Annotated in this window: 10 protein-coding genes; 3 read left to right on the top strand and 7 right to left on the bottom strand. The window is 66.8% G+C overall.

What is annotated here, in order from left to right; all coding sequences use genetic code 11:
• Positions 1-7: 7 nt before the first annotated feature.
• From ACQ4WR_RS11305 to ACQ4WR_RS11295, 3 genes are all read right to left on the bottom strand, one after another.
• Entirely contained in the window at positions 8-1,186 is a 1,179-nt protein-coding gene (locus ACQ4WR_RS11305) for a methyltransferase (RefSeq protein ID WP_102298209.1), read from the bottom strand.
• Between the two features lie 59 nt (positions 1,187-1,245).
• The gene (locus ACQ4WR_RS11300; RefSeq protein ID WP_436487292.1) at positions 1,246-2,124 is read right to left on the bottom strand and encodes a hypothetical protein; all 879 of its coding nucleotides are present in this window, start codon (positions 2,122-2,124) and stop codon (positions 1,246-1,248) included.
• A gap of 61 nt (positions 2,125-2,185) precedes the next feature.
• A complete protein-coding gene (locus tag ACQ4WR_RS11295) occupies positions 2,186-2,395 on the bottom strand; it encodes a hypothetical protein (protein WP_092799693.1) in 210 nt (69 codons plus the stop codon).
• 178 nt (positions 2,396-2,573) lie between these two features.
• Here ACQ4WR_RS11295 and ACQ4WR_RS11290 point away from each other — a divergent pair, with 178 nt between their 5' ends.
• A complete protein-coding gene (locus ACQ4WR_RS11290) occupies positions 2,574-2,741 on the top strand; it encodes a hypothetical protein (RefSeq protein WP_180979560.1) in 168 nt (55 codons plus the stop codon).
• A gap of 11 nt (positions 2,742-2,752) precedes the next feature.
• Here the strand turns inward: ACQ4WR_RS11290 and ACQ4WR_RS11285 are convergent, their stop codons facing one another.
• The 3 genes from ACQ4WR_RS11285 to ACQ4WR_RS11275 all read right to left on the bottom strand — a co-directional run bounded on the left by ACQ4WR_RS11285 (position 2,753) and on the right by ACQ4WR_RS11275 (position 10,917).
• Positions 2,753-6,511 carry an AAA family ATPase gene (locus ACQ4WR_RS11285; protein ID WP_436487290.1) on the bottom strand — a complete coding sequence of 1,253 codons (3,759 nt, stop codon included), beginning with the start codon at positions 6,509-6,511 and terminating at the stop codon, positions 2,753-2,755.
• A 16-nt stretch (positions 6,512-6,527) separates the two neighbouring features.
• On the bottom strand, positions 6,528-7,754 hold the full coding sequence (locus tag ACQ4WR_RS11280; RefSeq protein WP_436487289.1) for an exonuclease SbcCD subunit D C-terminal domain-containing protein: 1,227 nt from the start codon (positions 7,752-7,754) through the stop codon (positions 6,528-6,530).
• Positions 7,755-7,896: 142 nt separating this feature from the next.
• Positions 7,897-10,917, bottom strand: coding sequence for a PAS domain S-box protein (locus tag ACQ4WR_RS11275; protein WP_436487288.1), 3,021 nt, complete (start codon positions 10,915-10,917; stop codon positions 7,897-7,899).
• 280 nt (positions 10,918-11,197) lie between these two features.
• Here ACQ4WR_RS11275 and ACQ4WR_RS11270 point away from each other — a divergent pair, with 280 nt between their 5' ends.
• Together ACQ4WR_RS11270 and ACQ4WR_RS11265 are read left to right on the top strand one after the other, a co-directional pair.
• Positions 11,198-11,569, top strand: coding sequence for a YajD family HNH nuclease (locus ACQ4WR_RS11270; RefSeq protein WP_034755042.1), 372 nt, complete (start codon positions 11,198-11,200; stop codon positions 11,567-11,569).
• A gap of 22 nt (positions 11,570-11,591) precedes the next feature.
• Positions 11,592-12,260: a winged helix-turn-helix domain-containing protein gene (locus ACQ4WR_RS11265; RefSeq protein ID WP_102299200.1), complete on the top strand. Its 669-nt coding sequence runs from the start codon at positions 11,592-11,594 to the stop codon at positions 12,258-12,260.
• Between the two features lie 57 nt (positions 12,261-12,317).
• On the opposite strand, the gene ACQ4WR_RS11260 is transcribed toward ACQ4WR_RS11265, so the two are convergent.
• Positions 12,318-14,471, bottom strand: a complete 2,154-nt coding sequence (locus ACQ4WR_RS11260) for a TonB-dependent receptor domain-containing protein (protein ID WP_436487286.1) — start codon at positions 14,469-14,471, stop codon at positions 12,318-12,320.
• Between the last annotated feature and the right edge of the window lie 68 nt (positions 14,472-14,539).

The following is a 14,539-nucleotide window of genomic DNA, read 5'->3' as shown; positions in this document are numbered from 1 at the left end:
GCCTCGCTTATGCCGCCGCCAGGCGCCACAGCGAGGTGATTTCCTTCGAGCGTGCCGCGTGCAGGCTGTCGGTGGCGTCTTGCGCGCGCGGGTGCGTGGGTTTCACGTCCAGACGGTCGATGACTTTCAGGCCCGCCTGTTCTAGCCACTCGAGCAATTGCGCGCGCGGGCGCAGGCCCAGGTGCTCGGCCAGGTCGGACAGGATCAGCCAGCCTTCGCCGCCTGGCTCCAGGTGGCCGGCCAGGCCGGCCAGGAAACCGCGCAGCATGCGGCTGTCCGGATCGTAGACGGCATATTCGATTGGCGAGCTGGGGCGGGCTGGCAGCCATGGCGGATTGCACACGACCAGCGGCGCGCGGCCGGCGGGGAACAAGTCGGCCTGCACCACCTCGACCTTGTCGGCCACGTCCAGGCGGGCCAGGTTTTCACGCGCGCAGGACAGGGCGCGCGGGTCCTGGTCGGTGGCGACGATGCGTTCGATGCCGCGCTGCGCCAGCACGGCGGCCAGCACGCCCGTGCCCGTGCCGATATCGAAGGCCAGCTTGGCGCGCGGGGGCAGCGGCGCTTCGGCCACCAGGCCCACGTATTCGCCGCGAATCGGCGCGAAGACACCGTAGTGCGGGTGGATGCGCTGGCCCAGGGCCGGCAATTCCACGCCCGTGCGGCGCCATTCATGCGCGCCGATCAGGCCCAGCAGCTCGCGCAGTGAAGCGACGAACGCTTCCTCGCCACGGCCATACGCTTCATTGCAGGCCAGTTTCACGTCCGGCGCGCGGCGCAGTGGAATCGTGTAGTCGGCATCGAAAGGCAGCAGCAGCATGGCCAGGGTGCGGGCGCGCTGCGACTGGGCCTGGCGGTGCAAATGGAACGCTTCCGTGGCGGATGGTTCCGGCTTCGCCAGCTTGGCGGCCTTGGCTTTTTTACTCGGCTTGTCGTTCTTGTGGTCGGCGCGCCGCGCCAGCGCCTGCAGCAGCTGGCGCGCGTTCTGGAAGTCGCCGCGCCACAGCATGGCCGTGCCTTCGCAGGCCAGGCGGTAAGCCTGGTCGGCCGTCGTGCGGTCGTCGGCGATGACGACGCGCTTGGGCGGCGGCATGCCGCTTTCCGAGCGCCAGCGAGCCGAATGCTCGGCGCCGTTTTCGCTCCAGTGGATCTGCGGATGGACGGTAGGTGAAGAAGTGTCGGACATGGGATTCAATCGATAGAAGGTGGGCGCGCGGCATGGTCGCCTGCGCAGGCCGTCTTCTATTATACGTCGCTGCCCGTGCCGCCTGCACTGCCGGTGATGTCCGTGCCATAGGCCCCGGCCAGCGCGCGGGCGCGCGCCTGCGCTTCGGGCGTGGCATCCGCTGTCTTCCTGCCGGTGTCGGCGGCTGCATCCGGCTGTACCAGCTTGAGCAGGCGCAAGCTGAGGCTGCCGGCCTGGTCGGCATCCTGGCCGCTGGCGCTGAAGCCATCGGCCTGGCCGTTGCCGGATTGGCTCTTGAAGATGCTGCTTTGCAATTGCTGGCCCAGCAGCTTGAACAGGTCGTTGAGGCTGCCGCCGAAGCGGGTATCGGGCAATTCTTTCGTGGGCAGGGCGGCGTCATCGGCTGGCTGGTCTTGTTGCGCCTGGCCCTGCGTCTGTTCGAGAACACCCGCGCCGATGCTTGACTGGTATTGCACTTCCACTTCGAATGCAAAGGTCTGGCCATCGGCCGTGGTGATCTTGCCCTTGCCGATGAAGTGGGCGTTTTCATCGAGGCTGAAGGCGGCTGCGCGGCTGCTGCCATGCGCGCCGGAAACACTGGCGCTGCCACTGCTGAAGCTGGCATCGGCCTGCAAGTCGACGGAGTCGAAGGCCACGCTGGCGCCATCGCCGAACAGCTGGCGCGTCATGCTGGTAAGAAAGTCCTGCGCCACGTCGACGGTGGCGTTGCCCAGCGCGTCCGTGCGCTGGGCCAGTCCCCTGGCCGACAGGTCCAGGCCATTTTTCGACAGCGCCACCACGTCTTGCGCGGTGCGCTGCATCAGCGGCGACGCGCCCAGGCCCCCCGTATTGCCGCCCGCTTTGGGCGGCGTTTGCCCTGCCAGGGTAGTGGCGGCAGGCTGGCGCGAGCCGGGAAGGAGGGCGGGAAGCTGGGACATGGTCGCTTGCATATGGGTTGTGTCTCGTATTTAACGACAGCAATCGCCCATACTTTAACCATTAGTGGTGGTGCGACCAGCTACCGTCCGCCGATTCCAGGTAAGACTTGACGGCATCGGCCTGGCCCGTGGCGTGACGCTTGAGTTCGCCGCATGCGCAAATGCCTTGATACGGCTGGATATGCGAGCAGGCGGAGACTTTTTGCAGGAAGACCTGCATGGATTTGTGACATTTTACGCACTTGAAGGTGAGGCTGCGGGCGGCTTTCATGGGGTTCCTTGAACTGTTGCGGGGCGTAGCGGGTCGTTACGCGAAGGCGGCGATTTTAACGCACTCCGCCCATCGTTACACGTTGTTGCATCTGCGCCACGCACGCGTCAACTGAATCCGTGCCGTGACGTTGAGCGTATATAGGAGGCCGTCTGGCCGCCATTGAAGAGGTCGCACCATGGACAAGCGTGACAAGCAGCAAGTTGTACAGCCTGGCAAGGAACTCGTCAGGAAATGGTTGAAAGCGGAACTGGAACAGCGCCGGCCACCGCCCGACCCCGAGCAGATCCGCCGCGAACTGGGCTGGGACATGCTCAGGCTGTGCCGCGAGCCAGGCAGCCGCTAGCTGCCGCTTGCTCAGCGCACCGTCACCACGCTCTTGCCGCCGGACCCCGGCTGGACCAGGATCCTGGTGGCGATGCGCTCCGTCATTTCCTGCACGTGCGAGATCACGCCCACCTTGCGGCCCATGGCTTGCAAGCCGTCGAGCGCATCCATGGCCACGCGCAGGGTTTCCGTATCCAGGCTGCCGAAGCCCTCGTCGATGAACAGCGATTCCACGCGCACGCGGTTGGACGACAACGAGGCCAGGCCCAGCGCCAGGGCCAGCGAGACGAGGAACGACTCGCCGCCCGACAGCGAGTGCACGGAGCGCAGCTCGCCGCCCATGTCCTGGTCGCGCACCATCAGGCCCAGCGACGGGTTGTTCGGGTTGTCGATGCGTTCCAGCTGATAGCGGCGCGCCAGGTGGTTCAAATGCGCGTTGGCATAGCCAAGCAGCACTTCCAGGGTGAATTGCTGCGCGTAGTTGCGGAAGCGCTTGCCATCGGCCGAGCCGATCAGCTCATTCAGGCTGGCCCAGCGCCGCTCGATGCTGGCCTGCGCCTCGATCTGCGCCAGCATCGCTTGCGCGCTGTGGCGCTTGGCGTCGTCCTGCGCGATGGCCAGGCGCAAACGCGTCGCTTCTTCATTGGCCGCCTGGCGTTCGGCCAGCAGCGATGCGAGTGCCGTGTGCAATACCTCCACATCCATTTCCAGCCCGTCGGGCGGCTGCGCCAGGTGCGCCGCGTGCTGCCGCTGGCGCTCGGCCAGCACGGAAACAGCGGCAGTGTGGCGGTCGGCGATTACTTGCAGTGCATCGCGTTCGGCGCGCATGGAATCGCCGGATACAGCCAGGCGCGCGCGCAGATCGTCGAGCGTGGCCGGCGCATGATGCGGGTGTCGTTGCTGGAACTGGCGCAGCCAGTCCTGCAGGGCGGCGCCGGCGCCGTCTTCCTGTTTGCGCAGGGCAGCCAGGCGCTGCGCCAGCTGCGCGCACGCTTCCTCCAGACGCGCGCGTTCCTGGCTGGCCGTTTGCGCTGCCGCTTGCCGCTGCGCCAGTTGCGCTTTGGCCGCCACGACATTCGCCGCCAGCGTGCGCTCGACGTCGGCCACGCCCTGGCCTTGCCATAGCGCGTTGCGTTCGGCTTGCAGCGTTGTCAAGCGCTTGTCGAGGGAGGCGAATGCCGCATGCGCTTGCTGCGCCGCTTGCTGCGCCTTGCCGGCCGCCAGCTGCGCCGCTTCCAGCTGGGCTGCCAGGGTGGCCAGCGCGTGGCTGCGGCCGTCCTGTTCCGCGTGCTGCTTCAGCCATTGCCGGCTTTCCGTTTCGCGCGCCGCGCGGAAATCGGCAGGACCGGTGCGCCAGCCTTCTTTCCAGTCTTCGGCGCCCTCGGCGTCGGCAAACGCGCCATCGAGCTGCGCCAGCAAGCCGTCGAGCGCGGCGCGCGCCGTCTCGCCCTTGTCCGTGTTCGCCGTCTGCTGCGCCTGCAGCTGCGCCAGGCGCGCTTGCGCATCGGCGACGCTGCTTGTGCAGCGTGCATGCTCGCCGGACGCCAGTTCGTGCGCCGCCTGCGCCTGCTCGCGCGCAATGCTGGCCAGCCGCAGCGCCGCCTCCTGCTGCGCCAGCGCCTGCAAGCCGGCCGCATTTTCGGCCAGCTGCTGCGTGAACCAGTCCGCGCGCTGCGCTTCCTGCGGCAGCTGCAGGCTGTCGGCATGCGGCTGCCATTGCGCGTTCAGGCTGTCGATGACGGACGGCAGCGCCGCCAGTTCTTCCGCCGTCCGCGCCTGTTCGCGCACATGGGCGGCCAGCGCCGCCTTGTGCGCGGCCAGCCGTTCCACATTGCCGCGTGCTTGCGCGCGGCAAGCCAGCACCTGGTCCTGCAAGCTGGCCAGCATCGCCTGCAAGGCGTCGTCGGCGTGGCTGTACGGGTGTTCCAGCGCGCCGCAGACGGGGCAGGGCTGATCCTCCTGCAAATTGGCGCGCAGCTGCTCCACGCTGGCCGCGCATGCCGCTTCCGCGCCTTTCAAGGATTTTTCCGCCTGCGCCAGGCCTGCCTCCAGCAGCGCCGTTTGTGCCGCTTCCACCGCCAGGGCGGCGCTTTCCGTTTGCGCGGCCTGTTCCAGCTGGGCGGACCTGGCTTGCCAGTGCGCCAGCGCCTGCTGCTGGCGCGCCAGTTCGCTCCAGGTCTTTTCCGCGCTGGTCAAGGTACGCGCATGCGCTTCCAGCTGGCCGCGCTGTTCCTGCAAGCGCTGGCCATCGATGGCTTGCACGGCGGCTGCCGCCGCATGCCGTTCGCTCTCGCGCGCTGCCAGCACGGCGGCGGCGCTGGCCAGCGCCGCTTGTGCCGCCTGCGCGCTTTCGCCGGCCTGGCGCACCTGCTGCGCCGATGCGGCCACGCTGGCGTCGGCCGCATCGGCTTGCGCGGCCGCCTGGCCGGCCTGGGCAAACAATTGATCCCACAACTGCCACGACTGCGCCAGCGCCTGCCAGTGTCCGTGTGCGGCCAGCCACTGGCGTCCCGTTTCCTGTGCCGCCTGCGCGGCTTGCTGGCGCTGTTGCAGCGCTTGCAGTGCGGCGCGCGCCGTATCGTTGGCCTGGTCGGCCGCCAGCGCGCCATCCTGTGCCTGGCGGTGCGCGGGCAAGTGGGCTGCCACGCCCGCGTCGAGCGCCTTGGCCTGGTCGAGCAGGGGAGCCGCCTCGCGTTGCGCCGTCTCCTGCGCCTGCAGGACGCTAGCCGCCTGCAGGCTGGCGCCCGCCTGCTGTGCCTCGCTGGCCACGGCTTGCGCCGCCTGCAGGCGTGACGCTTCCAGCGCCGCTGCGGTGGTGGCGGCATCGGCCGCCAGGCGCGTCACGGCGTCGACGAGGGGACGCGCCGGCTGCAGCAATTCCCACTGCGCCAGCGCGGCGCGGCGCTCGTCGGCGGCCGCGCGCTCCGCTACTGCGCCATCGAGCGCCTCTTGCGCGGCCGTCATCTGGGTCTGCAGCTTGTGCGTTTCCTGGTGCCAGCGCTGCTGCTGTTCCAGCACGGCCTTGCGCAGGTCGATGGTCTGCAATGCAGCTTCGGCGGCCTCGCCCAGGGTTGCCGTTTCGGCCCGCTCTTCCGGCGACAGGGGGCGCTGGTCGGCCAGCTTTTCGCCCAGGCGTTCGAGGATCTGCTTTTCCTTTTTTGCCCGCTCGAAGGCGCGCATGGAAATGTCGGTGTACATGCTGCTGCCCGTCAGGGTTTCCAGCAGTTCGCCCCGTTCATTGTCTTCCGTCTTGAGGAAGGTGGAAAACTCGTTCTGCGCCAGCAGCACGGCGCGCGTAAACTGCTCGAACGACAGGCCGATGCGTTTCTCTATTTCTTCCTTGACTTCCGTCTTGGTGCCGCCGATGGGCTGCAGCGCGGGCAGCTGGTGCAAGCTCATGGCCGTGGCTTGCAGCGCGCCCTCGGCCTTGGTGCGCGAGCGGCGCACGCTCCAGCGCGCGCGGTAGCTGGCGCCGTCATTGCCGACGAAGTCCACTTGCGCATAGCCTTCCGGCGTGCCGCGGCGCAGCAGGGTACGCGTATCCTGCGCGCTGACGGTTTCCTTGCCCACGTCGGGCAGGGCGCTGCCGCGCCCCAGCACCTTGAGCAAACGCGGCGTGGCGTCGTACAGGGCCAGGCAGAGGGCGTCGAGCAAGGTGCTCTTGCCCGCGCCCGTGGGGCCGCTGATGGCAAACAGGCCGGAAGACGCCAGCGGTTCCTGCTGGAAGTCGACTTCAAATTCGCCGGCCAGCGAGGCCAGGTTCTTGCCGCTGATTTTGAGGATTTTCATGTGTTTTTTTGAACGGTCAGGCGCCGGGCAGCAGCAGTTCGGCCAGGGCCGAGAGGAGTTCGGGCGGTGCTTCCTTGCCGTACTTTTGCAGGTACAGGCGGCGGAAGATGTCGTCCGGCTGCAGCTGGCCCAGCTGGTCGAGGGTCATGTTTTCCGGCGCGCTGCCGCGCGCGGCGCTCGATGTCTCGATTTTTGCCAGCCGTACGGGCTTGCCGTCCAGGGCCGCCTCGATGCGCGTGCGCAGGCCCGGTTCCGGCGCGTCCAGGCGCACGCGCACTTCCAGGAAGGGCTGCGCTTCCAGTGGCGCAGCGGGCACGTCGAGGGCGGCCAGCTGCGCCAGCACGTCGGTGATGGGCGCCGGCGTGGCGGGTACGCGCAAGAGCGGCACGGCGCGCGGCACCTCGATGGCGCGCACGTCCTGCAACTGTTCGCCTTCGAGGTCGAGGCACAGCACCTGATGGCGGTAATTCACCTCCGCGAAAGACAGGGGAATCGGGCTGCCGCAATAGCGGATGTGTTCCTGGCCGCCCACGGTTTGCGCCTTGTGCAAATGGCCCAGCGCCGCGTAGGCGATGGCCGCATCGAATATCCCCGAGGGCAGCATCTCCGTGCCGCCGATGACGATGCGCCGCTCGGAGTCGTTCGACATTTCGCCGCCCACCATGTGGCAGTGGCCCATGGCGATGATGGCCTGCCCGGGCTGGCGGCGCGCCAGCGCCAGGTCCGTCAACTGGCGGTACAGCAGGGCGATGCCGCCCAGGTAGGCGTCCTGCGTGTCGCCGGCCGGCAGTTTCGGCACGTCGCCGGGACGCAGGAAGGGCACGGCCAGGCACCAGGCCCGCACCTGGCCATCGCTGCCGGCCAGCGGCAGCAGCAGGCGTTCCAGGTCGATCTGGCCATCCTCGCCGCGCAGCAGATGGCCGATGACGTGGGTGCCGTGCGCGGCCAGCAGGGGGCCGGGTGCTTCCAGGCGGCCGGCCGAATCATGGTTGCCCGCGACGACGACCAGCTGCAGCGCGGGCAGGCGCGCGCGCGCCTGCTGCAGGAACACATACAGCTGCTTTTGCGAGGCGGCGGATGGATTGGCGTTGTCGAACACGTCGCCCGCCACCAGCAGCACGTCGATCCGTTCGGCCACGAGGGTGTCGAGCACCCAGTCGAGGAAGCGCTGGTGCTCGTGGCCCCGCTCAAAATTGTGCAGGGTCTGGCCCAGATGCCAGTCGGAAGTGTGCAGCAGGCGCATGGTGGGGCTATGGTAGGGAAGACAGGCGCCAATATAGCAGGAACGACAGGGGCAGACCCGCCGGCGGCAAGTTTCCTGGCAGGGGGACTTGCCGATCGCGAAGCGACTGGCCCCAGCCTTCAGTCGGGCTTGCCCTCAGCCATCAAGCGACAGTCGTGTCGGCTCTGTAGGTGTTCCTGCCATCCTGCTTGGCCCGGTACAGCAGCACGTCGGCGCGCTGCAGCAGCACGGCGGGAGAAATATCTTCGTCGCGGTAGAAGGCCAGGCCGATGCTGGCGGAAATGCGCACGGTGATGCCTTCCAGTTCGAACGGCTGCTGCATGGCGCTGACGATTTTTTCCGCCAGCACGGCCGCGTCTTCGGGTTTGCCGATCTGCTCCATGATGATGGTGAATTCGTCGCCGCCCAGGCGGGCGATGATGTCGGTGACGCGCATGGTCTGCGTCAGGCGCTGGGCGAAGGCGCGCAGCAGGGCGTCGCCGATGCCGTGGCCGTGCGTGTCGTTGACTGGCTTGAAACGGTCGATATCCATGTACATGACGGCCATCAGGTGCTGCTGCTGGCGGCTGGCGTGCATGGCGTCGCTGAGCTTTTGCTGGAAGCCGGCGCGGTTCGACAGGCCGGTCAGGGCATCGACCTGGGCCAGTTTCAGCAGCCGCTGTTTTTCGCGCTTTTGCACGGTGATATCCTGGCGCATGACGTGAAAGCCCACCACCTGCAGGTTGTCTTCGCCGATCTGCGGGATGTAGATCACTTCCATGCAGCGCTCGATGCCTTCTTTCTCGTCTTCTTCCTCGAAGCTCAGGGTTTCCCCCATCAGCACGCGCTCGATGTAGGGCACGACGGTGCGGTAGCGCGCCTCGCCCACGGTGGCGCGCACGCTGTTGCCCAGCACATGGCGCCCCGTCAGGCCGAATTCGCGCTCGTAGGCAATGTTCAGGAAGCGGTAGACCTGGTCGGCGTCGATGTAGGCGATCATGGCCGGCAGGGTGTCGGCGATGGTGCGCAGGCGCGCTTCGCTTTCCAGCAGCGCCACTTCCGATTCGCGCAAGGTGGTGATGTCGTCCAGGCTGCCCACATAGCCTTCCACCTGGCCGTCGATGAGGATGGGGGCGATTTTCACGGAAACCCATACCAGCTTGCCGTCGCGGTGCAGGCAGCGCAGGGTGGACTGGAATGGCGCGTGGCTGCGCGTGAGCTGTTCCAGCGCCACGTGCATCAGCGGATAGTCGTCCGGGTGCAGCGCGCTGGTCCAGCCGGCGCCCAGGGCGGCGGCGCGCGGCAGGCCCGTGATGGCCTCGAAGGTGCGGTTGACGTAGGTGCAGCGGCGCTGCCGGTCCAGGCGCACGAGACCCAGCGGCGAGGCGTCGTTGACGGCGGCCAGTTCGGCCTGTTTCTGGCGCAGCTCCAGCTCCTGCTGGCGGCGCTGCGAAATATCTTCGGCGATGCACAGGATATGTTCGATCTGCTGATGCTCGTCGAAGACGGGCACGGAGACGGCATGCAGGTAGCGCAGGCTGCCGTCAAGCAGGCGCAGCGGCATGTCCGTGTGGTCGATGACGCCCCGTTCGGCCAGGATGGCGCGGTCGTCCTCGGCGTCGTGCAGGCCGAAATCGGGTGCGAAGGCCTGGCCATCGGTCTTGCCGATGATGTCGGCGGCCAGGTAGCCCGTGATGTCTTCGGCGGCCTTGTTCCACACTTCCATCTGGCCGAAGTTTTCCGGCCGCGCGCTTTTCACGTAGACCAGCACGGGCAAGTGGTCGATCAGCGACTGCAGGAAGCTGCGGTTGTCCTGCAGCGCCAGTTCGTCGTGCTTGCGCGCGCTGATGTCGCGCGAGGTGACGGCCACGCCATCGCTGATCGGCACCACCTGGTGGCGCAGCCAGCGCGTGCCGCCGCTGGCCACGGGCAGTTCGAATTCATCTTCCAGCGGCTGGCCCGTTTCCATGACTTGCACGAAGCGCTGGAAAAAGCGCTCGCCGCGCAGCAGCGGCATGTGCGGCAGCACGCGCTGGCCCAGCAGTTCCGCGCGTGGCTTGCCCAGCATGTTGGCGGCCCGCTCGTTGACGTCGGCGAAAATGAAGTCTTCCACCGGCTTGCCCGGTGCGGGGCGCCAGGCTTTCAGCAGCAGCACGGAATCGAGGCTGCCCTGGTGCGCCGCGCGCAGCAGCGCCTGCGTTTCCTTGGCCTGGCGGATGCTGCGGCGCAGGCGGGCGCTCTGGCGCGCCAGCAGCGCGGTGAAACCGGCGATCAGCACGCTGGCGACGATCAGCGCGCCGAGGTAGGCCAGGCGCCGGTGCTCGAAGCGGGCCAGGGCCATGGTGCGGCTCACGCCCACCACGGCCAGCAGCGGGTAGCGCGGCAGTTCGCGGTAGCTGTAGATGCGCGGGACGGCATCGACGGGCGGCTCGATCACCAGTTCCTCGGGCGCGTGATGCGGCGGGCCGGGCATGCGGAAGTCGATGCGGTCGCTGATGATCAGTTGTTCGCCGAGGCGTCCCACCGTCAGGCCGCTGTCGCGCGCCACCAGCATCAGCGCGCCGTGTTCGTCGAGGTTCAGGCGGTCGTAGTCGTCGACGAAATACGTGGGGTCGACGAGGATGATGATGGCGCCGGCGAAATTGCCCTGGCCATCGTTCAGCCGGCGCGCCAGGCGGATGGTCCAGTGCTTGCTGTCGGCGTCGAGCATGGGCGTGTCGACCAGCGGCGTGTCGGCCGGATTGGCGGCCAGGGCGCGGAAGAAGGCCTGGTGCGCCAGATTTTCCGGAAAATAGGCGTTGGCGCTGTCGACCACATTGCCGTGCGCGTCGACCAGGGCGATCGGCAGCTCCAGTTTCGACGGCAGCACGCTGTCGAGCAGGCCCTGGCGGCGCGTGAATTCATTCAGGCGCAGGCCGCCGCCTGATTCTTCGTATTTGAGCTTGAACAGCTGCGTGGCGTGGTCGGTCTGGCGCAGGATGTAGCTGGTATGGTCGGCCAGGGTGCGCGCCAGCGACTGGCTGCCGGCCACGGCGTCGCGCGCGGCGCTGACCTGTTCCTGGCCCAGCTGATAGATGACGGCGCCCCACATCACGAGCAGCAGCAGCAGCGCGAAGACGGGCACCAGGCTGATACGGTAAACGTGGCTGGCAAGGCGTTGCAGGGGTCTCGTTATCGATATCACGGGCGCTTGCAGGCTAGATTCAAGTAAAAGGGGAGGACGGCGTGGCGCGCATCATAGCCGAAATCGGCCGCCCTGCGCGGAACCTGTTGCCGTCCCTCCCGTCGTCTGGTCGTGGTCTGTCGCTGGCCTTATTTTGCGTTAAATCAGGTAGCTGTGGTGCCACGCACGCTAAAAAAAGCACGCCACCCCCGGCAGGGGCTGGCGCCGTGGCAGAAAAAGTACAATTTCGCCGCCATCCTCATTAAAATGGCTGCTTCTTCCTCCCATATCGAAAGTTGTCATGCAGAGTAAAAAGCCCGACGCGGCACGGCTGGACAAGATCGTTGCCGAAGCGCGCCGCGCCGCCGACCAGCGCGAGAGCGGCTACCGCGAGCGTTCGCTGAAGATGTATCCGTGGGTATGCGGCCGCTGCATGCGCGAATTCACGCGCGCCAACGTGCAGCAGCTGACCGTGCATCACCGCGACCATAACCACGACAACAATCCGCCCGATGGCAGCAACTGGGAGCTGCTGTGCCTGTATTGCCACGACAATGAGCACTCGCGCTACCTGGAAGCGGACCGTGGCGCCGGCCTGCTGTCGGCCGAGGTGGCACCGGCCACGCACAATCCGTTTGCCGCGCTGGCGGGCCTGATCAAGAAAAAGGACTGAGCGGGCCTCTGGCCCTGATCCCATGCGCATCTTGCTGACCGAAGACGACCCGCAGCTGGGCCGCGCCACGCAGATCGGCCTGGAGCAGGCCGGCCACGCGGTGGACTGGGTGCAGTCGGCCGAACACGCCCACACGGCCGTGCGCCTGCACGACTATGCCTGCATCCTGCTTGACCTGGGCTTGCCGGGCGAGGATGGCATGCAGGCGCTGGGCGTGCTGCGCGACGCCGGCTACAGCGGCGCCGTGCTGATCGTCACGGCGCGCGACAAGGTGGGCGAACGCATCGCCGGCCTGGATGCGGGCGCCGATGATTTCATCGTGAAACCGTTCGACCTCGATGAACTGGCCGCGCGCATCCGCAGCGCCTGCCGCCGCGCGGCGGGCCGCCTGCGCGAAAACCTCGTGCATGGCGACCTGGTGCTCGATATAGCCGACCGGCAAGTGACGCAGGGCGGCCAGCCCGTCACCCTGACCCTGAAGGAATTCCGCATCCTGCAATTGCTGCTGGAGCATGGCGGAAGGGTGCTGAGCCGGGAACAGCTGGAAAAGAATCTGTACAGCTGGGGCGGCGAGGTGGAAAGCAACGCCGTGCAGGTGCACATCCACCATTTGCGCAAGAAGCTGGGGCGCGACTTGATACGCACCGTGCATGCGATCGGCTATTGCATCGACAAGCCGAAAGCGGCTTGATAACAAAACGGGCCGCCCTGAGGCAGCCCGTTGCGGTGATGTGGATGTGTTACGTCATCAGAAATCCATGGTGGCCGACAGCCACAAACGGCGGCCATCCATGCTGTTGACATAGCGGTTGGCGTAGTTCAGGGCCGGACCCGATCCCGGGCGGTAAGCCTGGTAGTCGATGAAGTCCTTGTTGAGCAGGTTGTACACGGCCGCGTTCAGGGTGACGCGCTTGTTCAGCTGGTAACTGGTGCCTACGTGCAACATCGTGTAGCCCTTGTAGTCGCCCAGCGCGGCCTTGGCGGCGCGCGTGGCAGCCGAGGTGCCCGGATCGCGGAAGCGGTCGCTGCGGTATTCGCCGCGCAGCCAGCCATTCCACTTGCGCGAGATATCCCACGACAGGCGCGCGTTGACGGCGTGCTTGGGCGTGTCGCTCAGCGGCTTGCCCGCGTTGCTGCCACTCTTCTGTTCGCTATCCGTGTAGGTGTAGTTGGCGCTGGCCGACAAGGTCTTGCCCAGCGGGAAGCGCGTGTTCAGCTCGACGCCGCGCGTGACGGCCTCGTCCACGTTGATCGACTGGCCGAACGCATCGACATTGGGCCAGTTGCCGAAACTGACGCAGCCGGGACGGTTCGGCGACGGACGGTAGTCGCAGTTGAGCAGGCCCGTGCCCGTCGTGATCTTGTCCTTGAACTCATTGTTGAACACGGTGCCGCTGGCGGTCCAGCCGGCCAGGTTGTCGAAATACGCGCCGATTTCCGCTGTCGTGCTTGTTTCCGGCTTCAGGTTCGGGCTGCCAACGAGGGGAATCGTGCCCTGGCCGCCAAAACCGTTGATGCCTGGCGACAGTTGTTCCACGCGCGGCGTCTTGTAGCCCTTGCTGACGCCGCCCTTGACGGTCCAGCCTGGCGTAGCGTTCCACACGGCATAGGCGCGCGGGCTGGTCTGGCCGCCGAAGATGCTGTGGTCGTCATAGCGGGCGCCGAAGGTCAGGGCGACGTTGTCCAGCACCTGCCATTCGTCTTCCAGGAACAGGGCTTTTTGCGTGAATTCGAATGTCTTTGGCGCCACGCCGTCCGTCATTTCCGCTTTCCACCATTGCGCGCCAACGGTGGCCATGTGCTTGCCCAGCGGCATGACCAGCTTGGTGTCGAAGACCTGGCTTTCCACTTCCAGGGTGCGCGCGCTGCCGGCCACGGCGCCTGGCGTGCCTGGCGGAATCGTGCGGCCCAGGGTTTCCGTCTTGTTCACCATGTAGCTGCTGTCCAGTGTGCCGAAGCCGAAGCGGCCCGTGTGCGACAGGGTCCACTGGTCGCGCTTGTATTTCTGCTCGGGGCCGTAGCCGCCCTGCACCGATTGGGTGCCGAGCTGGCCGCGCGAATTGTCATAGGTCTGGCGCCCCGCGTCGGCGTCGAGGATGACGGTATGAAAGCGGTTCGGCGTGAAGGCCAGGCGCGCGCCAAAGTTTTCAATGTCCGAGCGCACGGGGTTGGCGCCCATATTGGTGGGCACTTCAGCGCCGGCCGCGTTGGTGTAGTTGACGCTGGCCGCATCGCGGCGCTGCTTGCTGCCGCGCAGGGACAGGCCCAGCAGGTCGGTGGCGATGGGGCCGCTCAAGTAGAAGCGACCGGCCTTGACGTCGCCGAAGTCCGATTCTTCCTGCACGGTGTAGTCGGCCGAGACGGAACCCATCCACTCTTTGCCCACCTTGCGCGTGATGATGTTGATCACGCCGCCCATGGCGTCCGAGCCGTACAGGGTCGACATGGGGCCGCGGATGATCTCGATGCGCTCGATGGCTGCCAGCGGCGGCATGAAGCTCGTTTGCGTGCCGCCGAAACCGTTCGGCGTGACGTTGCCGGCCGCATTCTGGCGGCGGCCGTCGATCAGCACCAGGGTATAGTCGCTGGGCATGCCGCGGATGCTGATGTTCATGCCGCCCGTCTTGTCGGCGGCCGCGCCCACGTCGATGCCTTCCACGCTTTCCAGCGCCTGCGTCAGGTTGCCGAAGCGTTCCTTCGACAGTTCTTCACGCGTCAGCACGGTAATCGAGGCTGGCGCCTGCTTGATATCCTGTTCGAAACCGGAGGCGGACACCACCACTTCAGGCATGCTGGTGGTCGTTGCGACCTGCGCGTGGGCAGGCAGGCAGGACAGCGCGGCCAGGGCCAGGGCCAGGGTAGTGGGGCGCGGCAGGTGCGCGCGGCGGGTGCTGTTGGACATGCAAACTCCTGATGGTGGATGGCTTATTGTTAGGTTATTGATGGGTAGCGCTATCGAGTAATGGGAAT

Source organism: Janthinobacterium amylolyticum (assembly GCF_051380655.1).
Classification (GTDB): Bacteria; Pseudomonadota; Gammaproteobacteria; order Burkholderiales; family Burkholderiaceae_D; genus Janthinobacterium.
The sequence above is the reverse complement of the archived record's forward strand: the minus strand, read 5'-3'. Positions and strand labels throughout refer to the sequence as shown.